The following is a 26,416-nucleotide window of genomic DNA, read 5'->3' as shown; positions in this document are numbered from 1 at the left end:
CCAATATCCTATTTAGAAAAATCTTGGAGAAACCATTTTATCGTACCTATTAAACAATTCGTATCTCAAAAATATCTCATGGGAACCCGAATTGTAATTTTCCAATCGGGTGGTTTCTAAATCATAGCTGTATCCAATGAACCAAGAATCATTGACCTGAAAACCAACCATCGCACTCAAAGCTGCGCTCCAACGGTAGGCTACCCCTGCCATCACTTTATCATTAATCAAAAAGTTTCCGGACAAATCTACTTGAAGTGGTGCACCCTGAACCAACTTAGTCAGAACTGATGGCTTAAACTTTACTTCAGAACTCAAATCAAAAACATGACCGGCTATTAGATAATAATGCATTTTTTCGGCGGCAACATGACTGTTGGCTCCTCTACTGGCATAACGATCAAAATGTTTGGTTTCTAAAAAATTAGGAACCGAAAGACCGATATAACTATTTTCAGAATGCAAATACACTCCCGCTCCAATATTGGGAGAAAACTTATTGTCGATATTGGTCTCAAACTGATAATCATTCAAATCGTATTTGCTCAGCTTATTAATAAAATCAATATTAAGTAGGCTGGCGCTTGCCTTCAATCCGAAAGACAATTTAAGAGTTTCGGAAGTAGGAATCGTATAGGAGAAATCAGCGGAAATGGTACTCTCATCTGAAGGTCCAATTTTATCATTGACAATTGAAAACCCCAGTCCCACATCACTGCTGTTCATAGGAGTATGGAGCGAGACGGTATTGGTTACCGGAGCCCCATCCAGACCTACCCACTGCGCCCGATGCAGTACAAAAATACTCATCGCCTCCCTGGATCCGGCATAAGCAGGGTTGATGTTAATGGTATTGTACATGTATTGGGTGTACTGCGAATCTTGTTGGGCATAGCCAACGGCTGTTAAAAAAAATAAAAACAATCCTGTAAACTTCTCTTTCATACTCTGTTTATAGTACCAGGGGATCTACTCCCCCGGTTATTCTTTTTTTATCGATTTATATACAAATAGCCTGATTTCTCGTAGGTATTTGCCCCGCCATCCTTGTATTTCAAAATATAGAAATAGGTTCCCGTTGGTAATTCTTCTGCTTGTTTTACCGTTACACGTCCTTCAGATGTTCCTCTAAAAGCTCTGTCGTCATTATTGTAACGGTCGCGTTCAAATACCAAGACACCCCAACGATTATAAATTTCGACCGTATTTTCCGGGTAAAACTGCAATCCTTCTATCCTAAAGACATCATTGAATCCATCTCCGTTTGGAGATACTGCATTGAAGACTTTAACTACACTTTCAGGCAATACTAATTTCAGACCGGTATTTACCGTATCCTCATCTGACACCCTAACTGCAGTTGGACTATCCGCAGTCGCCGAAGCTGTATTTATGACTTCACCCCTATCTATGTCAGTTTGGGTTATACTATAGGTAAGCGCATACTCTTTGTTTTCTCCCACCGCTAAGCTTATCGAAGCTGCAGTTGTATCAAAACCAAGCATTGCATCTTTTACAATTGCATTTGTCAAAGCCACATTACCCGTATTAGTCACTAACAAAGTATAGCTAATTGTTTCCCCTACTTGTGTAGAACCATTTCCGTCCTCATCGTTTAAGACTGCTGTTTTCACTAGAGCAATACTTGGAGCTTCTACCTCCACCGATGGAATAGTGATTGTTGCTGTTGCCGTAGCACAAGCTGACGGAGCTAATTTATCACATAACTGGTAAGTCACATTATACACTCCAGCCGCTGTTCCTGTTGCCACAGTAATCGCTCCAGTAGTCGTATTCAAACTAATGCCTGCTGGCCAAGTTCCGTTCTCTGAAACTGTCGAGTTCGTTGTCGTACTCGGAGCCCCATTAGTTGTATCATTAGATAATACATTGGCAATAGCTGTTCCTCCTGTTGAAGGCGCGGTTCCGCTATCGGCCGCTGGGCATACATAACTATTGATTGTAACTGCAACCGGATTAGAGGTACAACCTCCAGCACTAGCTACCGTAAAATTATAAGTGGCTCCTGCCGCTAAGCCGCTAATCGTTGTTGTACTTCCCGTTCCTGTAATATTCCCAGGATTAATGGTCCAGTTTCCTGCCGGCAAGCCGCTTAACAATACCGTTGCTGTAGGAATTGAACATGTGGGTTGGGTGATGGCTGTTGTAGGTTGAGCAGGTTGTGTTCCTGTTACTACCCATTTACATGTAGCGTCATCAAAAGTCGCTGTCTCCCAACATTCTGTAGCTGGTTTCGTTTCTTGCGTTCCTGTTACTACCCATTTACATGTAGCGTTATCAAAAGTCGCTGTCTCCCAACATTCGATAGTTGGTTGAGCTGGTTTTGCATTCACCATTACATCTCGTGTTATTGTAACATCACCACAACCACCTGTACCTAATACGGTATAAGAAATAGTTGCTGTTCCTGCTGTAACTCCCGTAATCAATCCTGTTGAAGAAACTACTGTGGCAATTGAAGTATCAGAAGAAGTCCATGTTCCACCTGTTACAGTTGATACAAATGTTGTTGTACCATCGATACAAATTCCTTGTGTCCCTGATAATGTACCAGCATCTGGCAACGCACTTACAGTTACTGTTTGAGATGCTGTATTGATACAACCTCCTGCAGTTGTTACACTATAATTGATAGCACTAGTTCCTGCTGCAACTCCTGTTACAACTCCTGTACTTGCATCAACTGTAGCTACTGCTGTATCAGTAGAACTCCATGTCCCACCTGATGTTGTACTAGCGAAAGCTGTTGTGCTTCCGATACAAACCGTATTTGTTCCTGTTACTGTTTGTGCAATTGGCGCACTTACAGTTACTGTTTGAGATGCTGTATTGATACAACCTCCTGCAGTTGTTACACTATAATTGATAGCACTAGTTCCTGCTGCAACTCCTGTTACAACTCCTGTACTTGCATCAACTGTAGCTACTGCTGTATCAGTAGAACTCCATGTCCCACCTGATGTTGTACTAGCGAAAGCTGTTGTGCTTCCGATACAAACCGTATTTGTTCCTGTTACTGTTTGTGCAATTGGCGCACTTACAGTTACTGTTTGAGATGCTGTATTGATACAACCTCCTGCAGTTGTTACACTATAATTGATAGCACTAGTTCCTGCTGCAACTCCTGTTACAACTCCTGTACTTGCATCAACTGTAGCTACTGCTGTATCAGTAGAACTCCATGCCCCGCCTGATGTTGTACTAGCGAAAGCTGTTGTGCTTCCGATACAAACCGTATTTGTTCCTGTTACTGTTTGTGCAATTGGCGCACTTACAGTTACTGTTTGAGATGCTGTATTGATACAACCTCCTGCAGTTGTTACACTATAATTGATAGCACTAGTTCCTGCTGCAACTCCTGTTACAACTCCTGTACTTGCATCAACTGTAGCTACTGCTGTATCAGTAGAACTCCATGTCCCGCCTGATGTTGTACTAGCGAAAGCTGTTGTGCTTCCGATACAAACCGTATTTGTTCCTGTTACTGTTTGTGCAATTGGCGCACTTACAGTTACTGTTTGAGATGCTGTATTGATACAACCTCCTGCAGTTGTTACACTATAATTGATAGCACTAGTTCCTGCTGCAACTCCTGTTACAACTCCTGTACTTGCATCAACTGTAGCTACTGCTGTATCAGTAGAACTCCATGTCCCGCCTGATGTTGTACTAGCGAAAGCTGTTGTGCTTCCGATACAAACCGTATTTGTTCCTGTTACTGTTTGTGCAATTGGCGCACTTACAGTTACTGTTTGAGATGCTGTATTGATACAACCTCCTGCAGTTGTTACACTATAATTGATAGCACTAGTTCCTGCTGCAACTCCTGTTACAACTCCTGTACTTGCATCAACTGTAGCTACTGCTGTATCAGTAGAACTCCATGTCCCGCCTGATGTTGTACTAGCGAAAGCTGTTGTGCTTCCGATACAAACCGTATTTGTTCCTGTTACTGTTTGTGCAATTGGCGCACTTACAGTTACTGTTTGAGATGCTGTATTGATACAACCTCCTGCAGTTGTTACACTATAATTGATAGCACTAGTTCCTGCTGCAACTCCTGTTACAACTCCTGTACTTGCATCAACTGTAGCTACTGCTGTATCAGTAGAACTCCATGCCCCGCCTGATGTTGTACTAGCGAAAGCTGTTGTGCTTCCGATACAAACCGTATTTGTTCCTGTTACTGTTTGTGCAATTGGCGCACTTACAGTTACTGTTTGAGATGCTGTATTGATACAACCTCCTGCAGTTGTTACACTATAATTGATAGCACTAGTTCCTGCTGCAACTCCTGTTACAACTCCTGTACTTGCATCAACTGTAGCTACTGCTGTATCAGTAGAACTCCATGTCCCGCCTGATGTTGTACTAGCGAAAGCTGTTGTGCTTCCGATACAAACCGTATTTGTTCCTGTTACTGTTTGTGCAATTGGCGCACTTACAGTTACTGTTTGAGATGCTGTATTGATACAACCTCCTGCAGTTGTTACACTATAATTGATAGCACTAGTTCCTGCTGCAACTCCTGTTACAACTCCTGTACTTGCATCAACTGTAGCTACTGCTGTATCAGTAGAACTCCATGTCCCGCCTGATGTTGTACTAGCGAAAGCTGTTGTGCTTCCGATACAAACCGTATTTGTTCCTGTTACTGTTTGTGCAATTGGCGCACTTACAGTTACTGTTTGAGATGCTGTATTGATACAACCTCCTGCAGTTGTTACACTATAATTGATAGCACTAGTTCCTGCTGCAACTCCTGTTACAACTCCTGTACTTGCATCAACTGTAGCTACTGCTGTATCAGTAGAACTCCATGTCCCACCTGATGTTGTACTAGCGAAAGCTGTTGTGCTTCCGATACAAACCGTATTTGTTCCTGTTACTGTTTGTGCAATTGGCGCACTTACAGTTACTGTTTGAGATGCTGTATTGATACAACCTCCTGCAGTTGTTACACTATAATTGATAGCACTAGTTCCTGCTGCAACTCCTGTTACAACTCCTGTACTTGCATCAACTGTAGCTACTGCTGTATCAGTAGAACTCCATGTCCCACCTGATGTTGTACTAGCGAAAGCTGTTGTGCTTCCGATACAAACCGTATTTGTTCCTGTTACTGTTTGTGCAATTGGCGCACTTACAGTTACTGTTTGAGATGCTGTATTGATACAACCTCCTGCAGTTGTTACACTATAATTGATAGCACTAGTTCCTGCTGCAACTCCTGTTACAACTCCTGTACTTGCATCAACTGTAGCTACTGCTGTATCAGTAGAACTCCATGTCCCACCTGATGTTGTACTAGCGAAAGCTGTTGTGCTTCCGATACAAACCGTATTTGTTCCTGTTACTGTTTGTGCAATTGGCGCACTTACAGTTACTGTTTGAGATGCTGTATTGATACAACCTCCTGCAGTTGTTACACTATAATTGATAGCACTAGTTCCTGCTGCAACTCCTGTTACAACTCCTGTACTTGCATCAACTGTAGCTACTGCTGTATCAGTAGAACTCCATGTCCCACCTGATGTTGTACTAGCGAAAGCTGTTGTGCTTCCGATACAAACCGTATTTGTTCCTGTTACTGTTTGTGCAATTGGCGCACTTACAGTTACTGTTTGAGATGCTGTATTGATACAACCTCCTGCAGTTGTTACACTATAATTGATAGCACTAGTTCCTGCTGCAACTCCTGTTACAACTCCTGTACTTGCATCAACTGTAGCTACTGCTGTATCAGTAGAACTCCATGTCCCGCCTGATGTTGTACTAGCGAAAGCTGTTGTGCTTCCGATACAAACCGTATTTGTTCCTGTTACTGTTTGTGCAATTGGCGCACTTACAGTTACTGTTTGAGATGCTGTATTGATACAACCTCCTGCAGTTGTTACACTATAATTGATAGCACTAGTTCCTGCTGCAACTCCTGTTACAACTCCTGTACTTGCATCAACTGTAGCTACTGCTGTATCAGTAGAACTCCATGTCCCGCCTGATGTTGTACTAGCGAAAGCTGTTGTGCTTCCGATACAAACCGTATTTGTTCCTGTTACTGTTTGTGCAATTGGCGCACTTACAGTTACTGTTTGAGATGCTGTATTGATACAACCTCCTGCAGTTGTTACACTATAATTGATAGCACTAGTTCCTGCTGCAACTCCTGTTACAACTCCTGTACTTGCATCAACTGTAGCTACTGCTGTATCAGTAGAACTCCATGTCCCACCTGATGTTGTACTAGCGAAAGCTGTTGTGCTTCCGATACAAACCGTATTTGTTCCTGTTACTGTTTGTGCAATTGGCGCACTTACAGTTACTGTTTGAGATGCTGTATTGATACAACCTCCTGCAGTTGTTACACTATAATTGATAGCACTAGTTCCTGCTGCAACTCCTGTTACAACTCCTGTACTTGCATCAACTGTAGCTACTGCTGTATCAGTAGAACTCCATGTCCCACCTGATGTTGTACTAGCGAAAGCTGTTGTGCTTCCGATACAAACCGTATTTGTTCCTGTTACTGTTTGTGCAATTGGCGCACTTACAGTTACTGTTTGAGATGCTGTATTGATACAACCTCCTGCAGTTGTTACACTATAATTGATAGCACTAGTTCCTGCTGCAACTCCTGTTACAACTCCTGTACTTGCATCAACTGTAGCTACTGCTGTATCAGTAGAACTCCATGTCCCGCCTGATGTTGTACTAGCGAAAGCTGTTGTGCTTCCGATACAAACCGTATTTGTTCCTGTTACTGTTTGTGCAATTGGCGCACTTACAGTTACTGTTTGAGATGCTGTATTGATACAACCTCCTGCAGTTGTTACACTATAATTGATAGCACTAGTTCCTGCTGCAACTCCTGTTACAACTCCTGTACTTGCATCAACTGTAGCTACTGCTGTATCAGTAGAACTCCATGTCCCGCCTGATGTTGTACTAGCGAAAGCTGTTGTGCTTCCGATACAAACCGTATTTGTTCCTGTTACTGTTTGTGCAATTGGCGCACTTACAGTTACTGTTTGAGATGCTGTATTGATACAACCTCCTGCAGTTGTTACACTATAATTGATAGCACTAGTTCCTGCTGCAACTCCTGTTACAACTCCTGTACTTGCATCAACTGTAGCTACTGCTGTATCAGTAGAACTCCATGTCCCGCCTGATGTTGTACTAGCGAAAGCTGTTGTGCTTCCGATACAAACCGTATTTGTTCCTGTTACTGTTTGTGCAATTGGCGCACTTACAGTTACTGTTTGAGATGCTGTATTGATACAACCTCCTGCAGTTGTTACACTATAATTGATAGCACTAGTTCCTGCTGCAACTCCTGTTACAACTCCTGTACTTGCATCAACTGTAGCTACTGCTGTATCAGTAGAACTCCATGTCCCACCTGATGTTGTACTAGCGAAAGCTGTTGTGCTTCCGATACAAACCGTATTTGTTCCTGTTACTGTTTGTGCAATTGGCGCACTTACAGTTACTGTTTGAGATGCTGTATTGATACAACCTCCTGCAGTTGTTACACTATAATTGATAGCACTAGTTCCTGCTGCAACTCCTGTTACAACTCCTGTACTTGCATCAACTGTAGCTACTGCTGTATCAGTAGAACTCCATGTCCCGCCTGATGTTGTACTAGCGAAAGCTGTTGTGCTTCCGATACAAACCGTATTTGTTCCTGTTACTGTTTGTGCAATTGGCGCACTTACAGTTACTGTTTGAGATGCTGTATTGATACAACCTCCTGCAGTTGTTACACTATAATTGATAGCACTAGTTCCTGCTGCAACTCCTGTTACAACTCCTGTACTTGCATCAACTGTAGCTACTGCTGTATCAGTAGAACTCCATGTCCCGCCTGATGTTGTACTAGCGAAAGCTGTTGTGCTTCCGATACAAACCGTATTTGTTCCTGTTACTGTTTGTGCAATTGGCGCACTTACAGTTACTGTTTGAGATGCTGTATTGATACAACCTCCTGCAGTTGTTACACTATAATTGATAGCACTAGTTCCTGCTGCAACTCCTGTTACAACTCCTGTACTTGCATCAACTGTAGCTACTGCTGTATCAGTAGAACTCCATGTCCCGCCTGATGTTGTACTAGCGAAAGCTGTTGTGCTTCCGATACAAACCGTATTTGTTCCTGTTACTGTTTGTGCAATTGGCGCACTTACAGTTACTGTTTGAGATGCTGTATTGATACAACCTCCTGCAGTTGTTACACTATAATTGATAGCACTAGTTCCTGCTGCAACTCCTGTTACAACTCCTGTACTTGCATCAACTGTAGCTACTGCTGTATCAGTAGAACTCCATGTCCCGCCTGATGTTGTACTAGCGAAAGCTGTTGTGCTTCCGATACAAACCGTATTTGTTCCTGTTACTGTTTGTGCAATTGGCGCACTTACAGTTACTGTTTGAGATGCTGTATTGATACAACCTCCTGCAGTTGTTACACTATAATTGATAGCACTAGTTCCTGCTGCAACTCCTGTTACAACTCCTGTACTTGCATCAACTGTAGCTACTGCTGTATCAGTAGAACTCCATGTCCCGCCTGATGTTGTACTAGCGAAAGCTGTTGTGCTTCCGATACAAACCGTATTTGTTCCTGTTACTGTTTGTGCAATTGGCGCACTTACAGTTACTGTTTGAGATGCTGTATTGATACAACCTCCTGCAGTTGTTACACTATAATTGATAGCACTAGTTCCTGCTGCAACTCCTGTTACAACTCCTGTACTTGCATCAACTGTAGCTACTGCTGTATCAGTAGAACTCCATGTCCCACCTGATGTTGTACTAGCGAAAGCTGTTGTGCTTCCGATACAAACCGTATTTGTTCCTGTTACTGTTTGTGCAATTGGCGCACTTACAGTTACTGTTTGAGATGCTGTATTGATACAACCTCCTGCAGTTGTTACACTATAATTGATAGCACTAGTTCCTGCTGCAACTCCTGTTACAACTCCTGTACTTGCATCAACTGTAGCTACTGCTGTATCAGTAGAACTCCATGTCCCACCTGATGTTGTACTAGCGAAAGCTGTTGTGCTTCCGATACAAACCGTATTTGTTCCTGTTACTGTTTGTGCAATTGGCGCACTTACAGTTACTGTTTGAGATGCTGTATTGATACAACCTCCTGCAGTTGTTACACTATAATTGATAGCACTAGTTCCTGCTGCAACTCCTGTTACAACTCCTGTACTTGCATCAACTGTAGCTACTGCTGTATCAGTAGAACTCCATGTCCCACCTGATGTTGTACTAGCGAAAGCTGTTGTGCTTCCGATACAAACCGTATTTGTTCCTGTTACTGTTTGTGCAATTGGCGCACTTACAGTTACTGTTTGAGATGCTGTATTGATACAACCTCCTGCAGTTGTTACACTATAATTGATAGCACTAGTTCCTGCTGCAACTCCTGTTACAACTCCTGTACTTGCATCAACTGTAGCTACTGCTGTATCAGTAGAACTCCATGTCCCGCCTGATGTTGTACTAGCGAAAGCTGTTGTGCTTCCGATACAAACCGTATTTGTTCCTGTTACTGTTTGTGCAATTGGCGCACTTACAGTTACTGTTTGAGATGCTGTATTGATACAACCTCCTGCAGTTGTTACACTATAATTGATAGCACTAGTTCCTGCTGCAACTCCTGTTACAACTCCTGTACTTGCATCAACTGTAGCTACTGCTGTATCAGTAGAACTCCATGTCCCACCTGATGTTGTACTAGCGAAAGCTGTTGTGCTTCCGATACAAACCGTATTTGTTCCTGTTACTGTTTGTGCAATTGGCGCACTTACAGTTACTGTTTGAGATGCTGTATTGATACAACCTCCTGCAGTTGTTACACTATAATTGATAGCACTAGTTCCTGCTGCAACTCCTGTTACAACTCCTGTACTTGCATCAACTGTAGCTACTGCTGTATCAGTAGAACTCCATGTCCCACCTGATGTTGTACTAGCGAAAGCTGTTGTGCTTCCGATACAAACCGTATTTGTTCCTGTTACTGTTTGTGCAATTGGCGCACTTACAGTTACTGTTTGAGATGCTGTATTGATACAACCTCCTGCAGTTGTTACACTATAATTGATAGCACTAGTTCCTGCTGCAACTCCTGTTACAACTCCTGTACTTGCATCAACTGTAGCTACTGCTGTATCAGTAGAACTCCATGTCCCGCCTGATGTTGTACTAGCGAAAGCTGTTGTGCTTCCGATACAAACCGTATTTGTTCCTGTTACTGTTTGTGCAATTGGCGCACTTACAGTTACTGTTTGAGATGCTGTATTGATACAACCTCCTGCAGTTGTTACACTATAATTGATAGCACTAGTTCCTGCTGCAACTCCTGTTACAACTCCTGTACTTGCATCAACTGTAGCTACTGCTGTATCAGTAGAACTCCATGTCCCGCCTGATGTTGTACTAGCGAAAGCTGTTGTGCTTCCGATACAAACCGTATTTGTTCCTGTTACTGTTTGTGCAATTGGCGCACTTACAGTTACTGTTTGAGATGCTGTATTGATACAACCTCCTGCAGTTGTTACACTATAATTGATAGCACTAGTTCCTGCTGCAACTCCTGTTACAACTCCTGTACTTGCATCAACTGTAGCTACTGCTGTATCAGTAGAACTCCATGTCCCGCCTGATGTTGTACTAGCGAAAGCTGTTGTGCTTCCGATACAAACCGTATTTGTTCCTGTTACTGTTTGTGCAATTGGCGCACTTACAGTTACTGTTTGAGATGCTGTATTGATACAACCTCCTGCAGTTGTTACACTATAATTGATAGCACTAGTTCCTGCTGCAACTCCTGTTACAACTCCTGTACTTGCATCAACTGTAGCTACTGCTGTATCAGTAGAACTCCATGTCCCGCCTGATGTTGTACTAGCGAAAGCTGTTGTGCTTCCGATACAAACCGTATTTGTTCCTGTTACTGTTTGTGCAATTGGCGCACTTACAGTTACTGTTTGAGATGCTGTATTGATACAACCTCCTGCAGTTGTTACACTATAATTGATAGCACTAGTTCCTGCTGCAACTCCTGTTACAACTCCTGTACTTGCATCAACTGTAGCTACTGCTGTATCAGTAGAACTCCATGTCCCGCCTGATGTTGTACTAGCGAAAGCTGTTGTGCTTCCGATACAAACCGTATTTGTTCCTGTTACTGTTTGTGCAATTGGCGCACTTACAGTTACTGTTTGAGATGCTGTATTGATACAACCTCCTGCAGTTGTTACACTATAATTGATAGCACTAGTTCCTGCTGCAACTCCTGTTACAACTCCTGTACTTGCATCAACTGTAGCTACTGCTGTATCAGTAGAACTCCATGTCCCACCTGATGTTGTACTAGCGAAAGCTGTTGTGCTTCCGATACAAACCGTATTTGTTCCTGTTACTGTTTGTGCAATTGGCGCACTTACAGTTACTGTTTGAGATGCTGTATTGATACAACCTCCTGCAGTTGTTACACTATAATTGATAGCACTAGTTCCTGCTGCAACTCCTGTTACAACTCCTGTACTTGCATCAACTGTAGCTACTGCTGTATCAGTAGAACTCCATGTCCCGCCTGATGTTGTACTAGCGAAAGCTGTTGTGCTTCCGATACAAACCGTATTTGTTCCTGTTACTGTTTGTGCAATTGGCGCACTTACAGTTACTGTTTGAGATGCTGTATTGATACAACCTCCTGCAGTTGTTACACTATAATTGATAGCACTAGTTCCTGCTGCAACTCCTGTTACAACTCCTGTACTTGCATCAACTGTAGCTACTGCTGTATCAGTAGAACTCCATGTCCCGCCTGATGTTGTACTAGCGAAAGCTGTTGTGCTTCCGATACAAACCGTATTTGTTCCTGTTACTGTTTGTGCAATTGGCGCACTTACAGTTACTGTTTGAGATGCTGTATTGATACAACCTCCTGCAGTTGTTACACTATAATTGATAGCACTAGTTCCTGCTGCAACTCCTGTTACAACTCCTGTACTTGCATCAACTGTAGCTACTGCTGTATCAGTAGAACTCCATGTCCCGCCTGATGTTGTACTAGCGAAAGCTGTTGTGCTTCCGATACAAACCGTATTTGTTCCTGTTACTGTTTGTGCAATTGGCGCACTTACAGTTACTGTTTGAGATGCTGTATTGATACAACCTCCTGCAGTTGTTACACTATAATTGATAGCACTAGTTCCTGCTGCAACTCCTGTTACAACTCCTGTACTTGCATCAACTGTAGCTACTGCTGTATCAGTAGAACTCCATGTCCCACCTGATGTTGTACTAGCGAAAGCTGTTGTGCTTCCGATACAAACCGTATTTGTTCCTGTTACTGTTTGTGCAATTGGCGCACTTACAGTTACTGTTTGAGATGCTGTATTGATACAACCTCCTGCAGTTGTTACACTATAATTGATAGCACTAGTTCCTGCTGCAACTCCTGTTACAACTCCTGTACTTGCATCAACTGTAGCTACTGCTGTATCAGTAGAACTCCATGTCCCACCTGATGTTGTACTAGCGAAAGCTGTTGTGCTTCCGATACAAACCGTATTTGTTCCTGTTACTGTTTGTGCAATTGGCGCACTTACAGTTACTGTTTGAGATGCTGTATTGATACAACCTCCTGCAGTTGTTACACTATAATTGATAGCACTAGTTCCTGCTGCAACTCCTGTTACAACTCCTGTACTTGCATCAACTGTAGCTACTGCTGTATCAGTAGAACTCCATGTCCCGCCTGATGTTGTACTAGCGAAAGCTGTTGTGCTTCCGATACAAACCGTATTTGTTCCTGTTACTGTTTGTGCAATTGGCGCACTTACAGTTACTGTTTGAGATGCTGTATTGATACAACCTCCTGCAGTTGTTACACTATAATTGATAGCACTAGTTCCTGCTGCAACTCCTGTTACAACTCCTGTACTTGCATCAACTGTAGCTACTGCTGTATCAGTAGAACTCCATGTCCCACCTGATGTTGTACTAGCGAAAGCTGTTGTGCTTCCGATACAAACCGTATTTGTTCCTGTTACTGTTTGTGCAATTGGCGCACTTACAGTTACTGTTTGAGATGCTGTATTGATACAACCTCCTGCAGTTGTTACACTATAATTGATAGCACTAGTTCCTGCTGCAACTCCTGTTACAACTCCTGTACTTGCATCAACTGTAGCTACTGCTGTATCAGTAGAACTCCATGTCCCGCCTGATGTTGTACTAGCGAAAGCTGTTGTGCTTCCGATACAAACCGTATTTGTTCCTGTTACTGTTTGTGCAATTGGCGCACTTACAGTTACTGTTTGAGATGCTGTATTGATACAACCTCCTGCAGTTGTTACACTATAATTGATAGCACTAGTTCCTGCTGCAACTCCTGTTACAACTCCTGTACTTGCATCAACTGTAGCTACTGCTGTATCAGTAGAACTCCATGTCCCGCCTGATGTTGTACTAGCGAAAGCTGTTGTGCTTCCGATACAAACCGTATTTGTTCCTGTTACTGTTTGTGCAATTGGCGCACTTACAGTTACTGTTTGAGATGCTGTATTGATACAACCTCCTGCAGTTGTTACACTATAATTGATAGCACTAGTTCCTGCTGCAACTCCTGTTACAACTCCTGTACTTGCATCAACTGTAGCTACTGCTGTATCAGTAGAACTCCATGTCCCACCTGATGTTGTACTAGCGAAAGCTGTTGTGCTTCCGATACAAACCGTATTTGTTCCTGTTACTGTTTGTGCAATTGGCGCACTTACAGTTACTGTTTGAGATGCTGTATTGATACAACCTCCTGCAGTTGTTACACTATAATTGATAGCACTAGTTCCTGCTGCAACTCCTGTTACAACTCCTGTACTTGCATCAACTGTAGCTACTGCTGTATCAGTAGAACTCCATGTCCCACCTGATGTTGTACTAGCGAAAGCTGTTGTGCTTCCGATACAAACCGTATTTGTTCCTGTTACTGTTTGTGCAATTGGCGCACTTACAGTTACTGTTTGAGATGCTGTATTGATACAACCTCCTGCAGTTGTTACACTATAATTGATAGCACTAGTTCCTGCTGCAACTCCTGTTACAACTCCTGTACTTGCATCAACTGTAGCTACTGCTGTATCAGTAGAACTCCATGTCCCGCCTGATGTTGTACTAGCGAAAGCTGTTGTGCTTCCGATACAAACCGTATTTGTTCCTGTTACTGTTTGTGCAATTGGCGCACTTACAGTTACTGTTTGAGATGCTGTATTGATACAACCTCCTGCAGTTGTTACACTATAATTGATAGCACTAGTTCCTGCTGCAACTCCTGTTACAACTCCTGTACTTGCATCAACTGTAGCTACTGCTGTATCAGTAGAACTCCATGTCCCGCCTGATGTTGTACTAGCGAAAGCTGTTGTGCTTCCGATACAAACCGTATTTGTTCCTGTTACTGTTTGTGCAATTGGCGCACTTACAGTTACTGTTTGAGATGCTGTATTGATACAACCTCCTGCAGTTGTTACACTATAATTGATAGCACTAGTTCCTGCTGCAACTCCTGTTACAACTCCTGTACTTGCATCAACTGTAGCTACTGCTGTATCAGTAGAACTCCATGTCCCGCCTGATGTTGTACTAGCGAAAGCTGTTGTGCTTCCGATACAAACCGTATTTGTTCCTGTTACTGTTTGTGCAATTGGCGCACTTACAGTTACTGTTTGAGATGCTGTATTGATACAACCTCCTGCAGTTGTTACACTATAATTGATAGCACTAGTTCCTGCTGCAACTCCTGTTACAACTCCTGTACTTGCATCAACTGTAGCTACTGCTGTATCAGTAGAACTCCATGCCCCGCCTGATGTTGTACTAGCGAAAGCTGTTGTGCTTCCGATACAAACCGTATTTGTTCCTGTTACTGTTTGTGCAATTGGCGCACTTACAGTTACTGTTTGAGATGCTGTATTGATACAACCTCCTGCAGTTGTTACACTATAATTGATAGCACTAGTTCCTGCTGCAACTCCTGTTACAACTCCTGTACTTGCATCAACTGTAGCTACTGCTGTATCAGTAGAACTCCATGTCCCGCCTGATGTTGTACTAGCGAAAGCTGTTGTGCTTCCGATACAAACCGTATTTGTTCCTGTTACTGTTTGTGCAATTGGCGCACTTACAGTTACTGTTTGAGATGCTGTATTGATACAACCTCCTGCAGTTGTTACACTATAATTGATAGCACTAGTTCCTGCTGCAACTCCTGTTACAACTCCTGTACTTGCATCAACTGTAGCTACTGCTGTATCAGTAGAACTCCATGCCCCGCCTGATGTTGTACTAGCGAAAGCTGTTGTGCTTCCGATACAAACCGTATTTGTTCCTGTTACTGTTTGTGCAATTGGCGCACTTACAGTTACTGTTTGAGATGCTGTATTGATACAACCTCCTGCAGTTGTTACACTATAATTGATAGCACTAGTTCCTGCTGCAACTCCTGTTACAACTCCTGTACTTGCATCAACTGTAGCTACTGCTGTATCAGTAGAACTCCATGTCCCGCCTGATGTTGTACTAGCGAAAGCTGTTGTGCTTCCGATACAAACCGTATTTGTTCCTGTTACTGTTTGTGCAATTGGCGCACTTACAGTTACTGTTTGAGATGCTGTATTGATACAACCTCCTGCAGTTGTTACACTATAATTGATAGCACTAGTTCCTGCTGCAACTCCTGTTACAACTCCTGTACTTGCATCAACTGTAGCTACTGCTGTATCAGTAGAACTCCATGTCCCACCTGATGTTGTACTAGCGAAAGCTGTTGTGCTTCCGATACAAACCGTATTTGTTCCTGTTACTGTTTGTGCAATTGGCGCACTTACAGTTACTGTTTGAGATGCTGTATTGATACAACCTCCTGCAGTTGTTACACTATAATTGATAGCACTAGTTCCTGCTGCAACTCCTGTTACAACTCCTGTACTTGCATCAACTGTAGCTACTGCTGTATCAGTAGAACTCCATGTCCCACCTGATGTTGTACTAGCGAAAGCTGTTGTGCTTCCGATACAAACCGTATTTGTTCCTGTTACTGTTTGTGCAATTGGCGCACTTACAGTTACTGTTTGAGATGCTGTATTGATACAACCTCCTGCAGTTGTTACACTATAATTGATAGCACTAGTTCCTGCTGCAACTCCTGTTACAACTCCTGTACTTGCATCAACTGTAGCTACTGCTGTATCAGTAGAACTCCATGTCCCACCTGATGTTGTACTAGCGAAAGCTGTTGTGCTTCCGATACAAACCGTATTTGTTCCTGTTACTGTTTGTGCAATTGGCGCACTTACAGTTACTGTTTGAGATGCTGTATTGATACAACCTCCTGCAGTTGTTACACTATAATTGATAGCACTAGTTCCTGCTGCAACTCCTGTTACAACTCCTGTACTTGCATCAACTGTAGCTACTGCTGTATCAGTAGAACTCCATGTCCCACCTGATGTTGTACTAGCGAAAGCTGTTGTGCTTCCGATACAAACCGTATTTGTTCCTGTTACTGTTTGTGCAATTGGCGCACTTACAGTTACTGTTTGAGATGCTGTATTGATACAACCTCCTGCAGTTGTTACACTATAATTGATAGCACTAGTTCCTGCTGCAACTCCTGTTACAACTCCTGTACTTGCATCAACTGTAGCTACTGCTGTATCAGTAGAACTCCATGTCCCGCCTGATGTTGTACTAGCGAAAGCTGTTGTGCTTCCGATACAAACCGTATTTGTTCCTGTTACTGTTTGTGCAATTGGCGCACTTACAGTTACTGTTTGAGATGCTGTATTGATACAACCTCCTGCAGTTGTTACACTATAATTGATAGCACTAGTTCCTGCTGCAACTCCTGTTACAACTCCTGTACTTGCATCAACTGTAGCTACTGCTGTATCAGTAGAACTCCATGTCCCACCTGATGTTGTACTAGCGAAAGCTGTTGTGCTTCCGATACAAACCGTATTTGTTCCTGTTACTGTTTGTGCAATTGGCGCACTTACAGTTACTGTTTGAGATGCTGTATTGATACAACCTCCTGCAGTTGTTACACTATAATTGATAGCACTAGTTCCTGCTGCAACTCCTGTTACAACTCCTGTACTTGCATCAACTGTAGCTACTGCTGTATCAGTAGAACTCCATGTCCCACCTGATGTTGTACTAGCGAAAGCTGTTGTGCTTCCGATACAAACCGTATTTGTTCCTGTTACTGTTTGTGCAATTGGCGCACTTACAGTTACTGTTTGAGATGCTGTATTGATACAACCTCCTGCAGTTGTTACACTATAATTGATAGCACTAGTTCCTGCTGCAACTCCTGTTACAACTCCTGTACTTGCATCAACTGTAGCTACTGCTGTATCAGTAGAACTCCATGTCCCGCCTGATGTTGTACTAGCGAAAGCTGTTGTGCTTCCGATACAAACCGTATTTGTTCCTGTTACTGTTTGTGCAATTGGCGCACTTACAGTTACTGTTTGAGATGCTGTATTGATACAACCTCCTGCAGTTGTTACACTATAATTGATAGCACTAGTTCCTGCTGCAACTCCTGTTACAACTCCTGTACTTGCATCAACTGTAGCTACTGCTGTATCAGTAGAACTCCATGCCCCGCCTGATGTTGTACTAGCGAAAGCTGTTGTGCTTCCGATACAAACCGTATTTGTTCCTGTTACTGTTTGTGCAATTGGCGCACTTACAGTTACTGTTTGAGATGCTGTATTGATACAACCTCCTGCAGTTGTTACACTATAATTGATAGCACTAGTTCCTGCTGCAACTCCTGTTACAACTCCTGTACTTGCATCAACTGTAGCTACTGCTGTATCAGTAGAACTCCATGTCCCGCCTGATGTTGTACTAGCGAAAGCTGTTGTGCTTCCGATACAAACCGTATTTGTTCCTGTTACTGTTTGTGCAATTGGCGCACTTACAGTTACTGTTTGAGATGCTGTATTGATACAACCTCCTGCAGTTGTTACACTATAATTGATAGCACTAGTTCCTGCTGCAACTCCTGTTACAACTCCTGTACTTGCATCAACTGTAGCTACTGCTGTATCAGTAGAACTCCATGTCCCGCCTGATGTTGTACTAGCGAAAGCTGTTGTGCTTCCGATACAAACCGTATTTGTTCCTGTTACTGTTTGTGCAATTGGCGCACTTACAGTTACTGTTTGAGATGCTGTATTGATACAACCTCCTGCAGTTGTTACACTATAATTGATAGCACTAGTTCCTGCTGCAACTCCTGTTACAACTCCTGTACTTGCATCAACTGTAGCTACTGCTGTATCAGTAGAACTCCATGTCCCGCCTGATGTTGTACTAGCGAAAGCTGTTGTGCTTCCGATACAAACCGTATTTGTTCCTGTTACTGTTTGTGCAATTGGCGCACTTACAGTTACTGTTTGAGATGCTGTATTGATACAACCTCCTGCAGTTGTTACACTATAATTGATAGCACTAGTTCCTGCTGCAACTCCTGTTACAACTCCTGTACTTGCATCAACTGTAGCTACTGCTGTATCAGTAGAACTCCATGCCCCGCCTGATGTTGTACTAGCGAAATCTGTTGTGCTTCCGATACAAACCGTATTTGTTCCTGTTACTGTTTGTGCAATTGGCGCACTTACAGTTACTGTTTGAGATGCTGTATTGATACAACCTCCTGCAGTTGTTACACTATAATTGATAGCACTAGTTCCTGCTGCAACTCCTGTTACAACTCCTGTACTTGCATCAACTGTAGCTACTGCTGTATCAGTAGAACTCCATGTCCCGCCTGATGTTGTACTAGCGAAAGCTGTTGTGCTTCCGATACAAACCGTATTTGTTCCTGTTACTGTTTGTGCAATTGGCGCACTTACAGTTACTGTTTGAGATGCTGTATTGATACAACCTCCTGCAGTTGTTACACTATAATTGATAGCACTAGTTCCTGCTGCAACTCCTGTTACAACTCCTGTACTTGCATCAACTGTAGCTACTGCTGTATCAGTAGAACTCCATGCCCCGCCTGATGTTGTACTAGCGAAAGCTGTTGTGCTTCCGATACAAACCGTATTTGTTCCTGTTACTGTTTGTGCAATTGGCGCACTTACAGTTACTGTTTGAGATGCTGTATTGATACAACCTCCTGCAGTTGTTACACTATAATTGATAGCACTAGTTCCTGCTGCAACTCCTGTTACAACTCCTGTACTTGCATCAACTGTAGCTACTGCTGTATCAGTAGAACTCCATGTCCCGCCTGATGTTGTACTAGCGAAAGCTGTTGTGCTTCCGATACAAACCGTATTTGTTCCTGTTACTGTTTGTGCAATTGGCGCACTTACAGTTACTGTTTGAGATGCTGTATTGATACAACCTCCTGCAGTTGTTACACTATAATTGATAGCACTAGTTCCTGCTGCAACTCCTGTTACAACTCCTGTACTTGCATCAACTGTAGCTACTGCTGTATCAGTAGAACTCCATGTCCCACCTGATGTTGTACTAGCGAAAGCTGTTGTGCTTCCGATACAAACCGTATTTGTTCCTGTTACTGTTTGTGCAATTGGCGCACTTACAGTTACTGTTTGAGATGCTGTATTGATACAACCTCCTGCAGTTGTTACACTATAATTGATAGCACTAGTTCCTGCTGCAACTCCTGTTACAACTCCTGTACTTGCATCAACTGTAGCTACTGCTGTATCAGTAGAACTCCATGTCCCACCTGATGTTGTACTAGCGAAAGCTGTTGTGCTTCCGATACAAACCGTATTTGTTCCTGTTACTGTTTGTGCAATTGGCGCACTTACAGTTACTGTTTGAGATGCTGTATTGATACAACCTCCTGCAGTTGTTACACTATAATTGATAGCACTAGTTCCTGCTGCAACTCCTGTTACAACTCCTGTACTTGCATCAACTGTAGCTACTGCTGTATCAGTAGAACTCCATGTCCCACCTGATGTTGTACTAGCGAAAGCTGTTGTGCTTCCGATACAAACCGTATTTGTTCCTGTTACTGTTTGTGCAATTGGCGCACTTACAGTTACTGTTTGAGATGCTGTATTGATACAACCTCCTGCAGTTGTTACACTATAATTGATAGCACTAGTTCCTGCTGCAACTCCTGTTACAACTCCTGTACTTGCATCAACTGTAGCTACTGCTGTATCAGTAGAACTCCATGTCCCACCTGATGTTGTACTAGCGAAAGCTGTTGTGCTTCCGATACAAACCGTATTTGTTCCTGTTACTGTTTGTGCAATTGGCGCACTTACAGTTACTGTTTGAGATGCTGTATTGATACAACCTCCTGCAGTTGTTACACTATAATTGATAGCACTAGTTCCTGCTGCAACTCCTGTTACAACTCCTGTACTTGCATCAACTGTAGCTACTGCTGTATCAGTAGAACTCCATGTCCCACCTGATGTTGTACTAGCGAAAGCTGTTGTGCTTCCGATACAAACCGTATTTGTTCCTGTTACTGTTTGTGCAATTGGCGCACTTACAGTTACTGTTTGAGATGCTGTATTGATACAACCTCCTGCAGTTGTTACACTATAATTGATAGCACTAGTTCCTGCTGCAACTCCTGTTACAACTCCTGTACTTGCATCAACTGTAGCTACTGCTGTATCAGTAGAACTCCATGTCCCGCCTGATGTTGTACTAGCGAAAGCTGTTGTGCTTCCGATACAAACCGTATTTGTTCCTGTTACTGTTTGTGCAATTGGCGCACTTACAGTTACTGTTTGAGATGCTGTATTGATACAACCTCCTGCAGTTGTTACACTATAATTGATAGCACTAGTTCCTGCTGCAACTCCTGTTACAACTCCTGTACTTGCATCAACTGTAGCTACTGCTGTATCAGTAGAACTCCATGTCCCGCCTGATGTTGTACTAGCGAAAGCTGTTGTGCTTCCGATACAAACCGTATTTGTTCCTGTTACTGTTTGTGCAATTGGCGCACTTACAGTTACTGTTTGAGATGCTGTATTGATACAACCTCCTGCAGTTGTTACACTATAATTGATAGCACTAGTTCCTGCTGCAACTCCTGTTACAACTCCTGTACTTGCATCAACTGTAGCTACTGCTGTATCAGTAGAACTCCATGTCCCACCTGATGTTGTACTAGCGAAAGCTGTTGTGCTTCCGATACAAACCGTATTTGTTCCTGTTACTGTTTGTGCAATTGGCGCACTTACAGTTACTGTTTGAGATGCTGTATTGATACAACCTCCTGCAGTTGTTACACTATAATTGATAGCACTAGTTCCTGCTGCAACTCCTGTTACAACTCCTGTACTTGCATCAACTGTAGCTACTGCTGTATCAGTAGAACTCCATGCCCCGCCTGATGTTGTACTAGCGAAAGCTGTTGTGCTTCCGATACAAACCGTATTTGTTCCTGTTACTGTTTGTGCAATTGGCGCACTTACAGTTACTGTTTGAGATGCTGTATTGATACAACCTCCTGCAGTTGTTACACTATAATTGATAGCACTAGTTCCTGCTGCAACTCCTGTTACAACTCCTGTACTTGCATCAACTGTAGCTACTGCTGTATCAGTAGAACTCCATGTCCCGCCTGATGTTGTACTAGCGAAAGCTGTTGTGCTTCCGATACAAACCGTATTTGTTCCTGTTACTGTTTGTGCAATTGGCGCACTTACAGTTACTGTTTGAGATGCTGTATTGATACAACCTCCTGCAGTTGTTACACTATAATTGATAGCACTAGTTCCTGCTGCAACTCCTGTTACAACTCCTGTACTTGCATCAACTGTAGCTACTGCTGTATCAGTAGAACTCCATGTCCCACCTGATGTTGTACTAGCGAAAGCTGTTGTGCTTCCGATACAAACCGTATTTGTTCCTGTTACTGTTTGTGCAATTGGCGCACTTACAGTTACTGTTTGAGATGCTGTATTGATACAACCTCCTGCAGTTGTTACACTATAATTGATAGCACTAGTTCCTGCTGCAACTCCTGTTACAACTCCTGTACTTGCATCAACTGTAGCTACTGCTGTATCAGTAGAACTCCATGTCCCGCCTGATGTTGTACTAGCGAAAGCTGTTGTGCTTCCGATACAAACCGTATTTGTTCCTGTTACTGTTTGTGCAATTGGCGCACTTACAGTTACTGTTTGAGATGCTGTATTGATACAACCTCCTGCAGTTGTTACACTATAATTGATAGCACTAGTTCCTGCTGCAACTCCTGTTACAACTCCTGTACTTGCATCAACTGTAGCTACTGCTGTATCAGTAGAACTCCATGTCCCACCTGATGTTGTACTAGCGAAAGCTGTTGTGCTTCCGATACAAACCGTATTTGTTCCTGTTACTGTTTGTGCAATTGGCGCACTTACAGTTACTGTTTGAGATGCTGTATTGATACAACCTCCTGCAGTTGTTACACTATAATTGATAGCACTAGTTCCTGCTGCAACTCCTGTTACAACTCCTGTACTTGCATCAACTGTAGCTACTGCTGTATCAGTAGAACTCCATGTCCCGCCTGATGTTGTACTAGCGAAAGCTGTTGTGCTTCCGATACAAACCGTATTTGTTCCTGTTACTGTTTGTGCAATTGGCGCACTTACAGTTACTGTTTGAGATGCTGTATTGATACAACCTCCTGCAGTTGTTACACTATAATTGATAGCACTAGTTCCTGCTGCAACTCCTGTTACAACTCCTGTACTTGCATCAACTGTAGCTACTGCTGTATCAGTAGAACTCCATGTCCCGCCTGATGTTGTACTAGCGAAAGCTGTTGTGCTTCCGATACAAACCGTATTTGTTCCTGTTACTGTTTGTGCAATTGGCGCACTTACAGTTACTGTTTGAGATGCTGTATTGATACAACCTCCTGCAGTTGTTACACTATAATTGATAGCACTAGTTCCTGCTGCAACTCCTGTTACAACTCCTGTACTTGCATCAACTGTAGCTACTGCTGTATCAGTAGAACTCCATGTCCCGCCTGATGTTGTACTAGCGAAAGCTGTTGTGCTTCCGATACAAACCGTATTTGTTCCTGTTACTGTTTGTGCAATTGGCGCACTTACAGTTACTGTTTGAGATGCTGTATTGATACAACCTCCTGCAGTTGTTACACTATAATTGATAGCACTAGTTCCTGCTGCAACTCCTGTTACAACTCCTGTACTTGCATCAACTGTAGCTACTGCTGTATCAGTAGAACTCCATGTCCCGCCTGATGTTGTACTAGCGAAAGCTGTTGTGCTTCCGATACAAACCGTATTTGTTCCTGTTACTGTTTGTGCAATTGGCGCACTTACAGTTACTGTTTGAGATGCTGTATTGATACAACCTCCTGCAGTTGTTACACTATAATTGATAGCACTAGTTCCTGCTGCAACTCCTGTTACAACTCCTGTACTTGCATCAACTGTAGCTACTGCTGTATCAGTAGAACTCCATGTCCCACCTGATGTTGTACTAGCGAAAGCTGTTGTGCTTCCGATACAAACCGTATTTGTTCCTGTTACTGTTTGTGCAATTGGCGCACTTACAGTTACTGTTTGAGATGCTGTATTGATACAACCTCCTGCAGTTGTTACACTATAATTGATAGCACTAGTTCCTGCTGCAACTCCTGTTACAACTCCTGTACTTGCATCAACTGTAGCTACTGCTGTATCAGTAGAACTCCATGTCCCGCCTGATGTTGTACTAGCGAAAGCTGTTGTGCTTCCGATACAAACCGTATTTGTTCCTGTTACTGTTTGTGCAATTGGCGCACTTACAGTTACTGTTTGAGATGCTGTATTGATACAACCTCCTGCAGTTGTTACACTATAATTGATAGCACTAGTTCCTGCTGCAACTCCTGTTACAACTCCTGTACTTGCATCAACTGTAGCTACTGCTGTATCAGTAGAACTCCATGTCCCACCTGATGTTGTACTAGCGAAAGCTGTTGTGCTTCCGATACAAACCGTATTTGTTCCTGTTACTGTTTGTGCAATTGGCGCACTTACAGTTACTGTTTGAGATGCTGTATTGATACAACCTCCTGCAGTTGTTACACTATAATTGATAGCACTAGTTCCTGCTGCAACTCCTGTTACAACTCCTGTACTTGCATCAACTGTAGCTACTGCTGTATCAGTAGAACTCCATGTCCCACCTGATGTTGTACTAGCGAAAGCTGTTGTGCTTCCGATACAAACCGTATTTGTTCCTGTTACTGTTTGTGCAATTGGCGCACTTACAGTTACTGTTTGAGATGCTGTATTGATACAACCTCCTGCAGTTGTTACACTATAATTGATAGCACTAGTTCCTGCTGCAACTCCTGTTACAACTCCTGTACTTGCATCAACTGTAGCTACTGCTGTATCAGTAGAACTCCATGTCCCGCCTGATGTTGTACTAGCGAAAGCTGTTGTGCTTCCGATACAAACCGTATTTGTTCCTGTTACTGTTTGTGCAATTGGCGCACTTACAGTTACTGTTTGAGATGCTGTATTGATACAACCTCCTGCAGTTGTTACACTATAATTGATAGCACTAGTTCCTGCTGCAACTCCTGTTACAACTCCTGTACTTGCATCAACTGTAGCTACTGCTGTATCAGTAGAACTCCATGTCCCACCTGATGTTGTACTAGCGAAAGCTGTTGTGCTTCCGATACAAACCGTATTTGTTCCTGTTACTGTTTGTGCAATTGGCGCACTTACAGTTACTGTTTGAGATGCTGTATTGATACAACCTCCTGCAGTTGTTACACTATAATTGATAGCACTAGTTCCTGCTGCAACTCCTGTTACAACTCCTGTACTTGCATCAACTGTAGCTACTGCTGTATCAGTAGAACTCCATGTCCCGCCTGATGTTGTACTAGCGAAAGCTGTTGTGCTTCCGATACAAACCGTATTTGTTCCTGTTACTGTTTGGGCGATTGGTGCACTTACAGTTATAGCCCCAGTAGTATTTACTGTACCACAACCTCCCGTTAAGCTAACTGTATACGAGAACGAACCAGAGGCGGTTGGCGTTCCGCTGATAGTCACAACATTTCCAGCCCAAGAACCCGTCACACCAGTAGGCAAACCACTGACTGTAGCTCCCGAAGCTCCTGTTGTTGTATACGTAATATTCGTAATTGCAGTATTGATACATTTAGTCTGGGAATCCGTACCCGCAGCTGAACTCAATGCAATGGTATTATTTGCACTCGTCGTTACCTCAATCACATTGGAAGAATCAGTACTAAGACCACATGAATTTGACGCCCAAACCCTATAAAAATATTTAATCCCTGGAGTTAATCCCGTTAGAGTATAAGAAGTAGAAGTACTATTTAAATCAACTCCGTTAAGCCCATTGACAATCTGAGTAAATTCGATATTAGTAGAAACCGCCAACGAATAAGAAGTAGCTCCAGCAACCGCATTCCAGTTAGCAGTAAAGCCACTGCAAGTTACAGCTGTTGCAGCTGTAGCCACAGGCGCTGATGGTCTTACTGGTTGTGCATCAACCGCAACACTTGCCGATGTTACACTTGTACATCCAGCTGAATTGGTTACAGTATAAGTATATGTTCCTGTAGCTAATCCTGAGATTGTAGTACTAGCCCCCGTTCCTGTTGAAGTTACAGCTCCTGGACTTCTTGTTAAAGTCCATGTCCCACTTGACGGCAATCCATTTAAGACAACACTTCCAGCAGCTACTGAACAAGTGGGTTGCGTGATTGTTCCAACTGTTGGAGCTGTAATTGTTGACAGATTCAAAGTAACCGAAGCACTATTATTCGTTGGGATTTCATCTTTCCCTTTACCAGAAATATTTGCCGTATTGGTATAAGAACCTGTAGCGTTTACTTTGGCTGTAATTCTTAATATAACAGTAGCCGGATAAAAAAAAGAATCGCCAATAGTCCAAACCCCTGTACCTGACACATAACTACCATTCCCATTATCACTTACATAAGTATAACCTGTGGGGAGTTTATCTACAACCTTTACCTCCTGTTCAGTAGAAGGACCATTATTAGTTGCTGTTAAAGTAAAAACTACATTATTCCCAACACTTTGACAATTAGAATCTACACTCATCGTAATTCCAAGATCAGCTTTTTGAGCTACAATTGAAGAAGAAAATATTAAAAACAAAAACAAAAAAACTCTTTTCAAAAAAGTAAAATTCCGCATATAGGCAATGATGTTAAATTTTTAAGTAAATTATTAAGGATTGGATGCTGAGATCAAATAAGTCCGTAGCGCTATTTTTTGTCCAAGCCAATCCGGAAATCTTGGGGTTTAAAGCAGTG

2 protein-coding genes are annotated in these 26,416 nt (G+C 42.7%); both read right to left on the bottom strand.

What is annotated here, in order from left to right; genetic code table 11:
* Window positions 1-12 precede the first annotated feature (12 nt).
* Window positions 13-945, bottom strand: a complete 933-nt coding sequence (locus LNP19_RS05795; protein WP_230063845.1) for a PorP/SprF family type IX secretion system membrane protein — start codon at window positions 943-945, stop codon at window positions 13-15.
* Between the two features lie 47 nt (window positions 946-992).
* Window positions 993-26,258, bottom strand: a complete 25,266-nt coding sequence (locus tag LNP19_RS05790; protein WP_230063844.1) for a T9SS type B sorting domain-containing protein — start codon at window positions 26,256-26,258, stop codon at window positions 993-995.
* Window positions 26,259-26,416: the final 158 nt, after the last annotated feature.

Source organism: Flavobacterium acetivorans, assembly GCF_020911885.1.
Taxonomy (GTDB): Bacteria; Bacteroidota; Bacteroidia; order Flavobacteriales; family Flavobacteriaceae; genus Flavobacterium; species Flavobacterium acetivorans.
The sequence above is the reverse complement of the archived record's forward strand: the minus strand, read 5'-3'. Positions and strand labels throughout refer to the sequence as shown.

What these genes read in the sequence shown, in the direction of transcription:
- LNP19_RS05795 (WP_230063845.1), bottom strand. Translation starts at nt 945, where the DNA reads ATGAAAGAGAAGTTTACAGGATTGTTTTTATTTTTTTTAACAGCCGTT.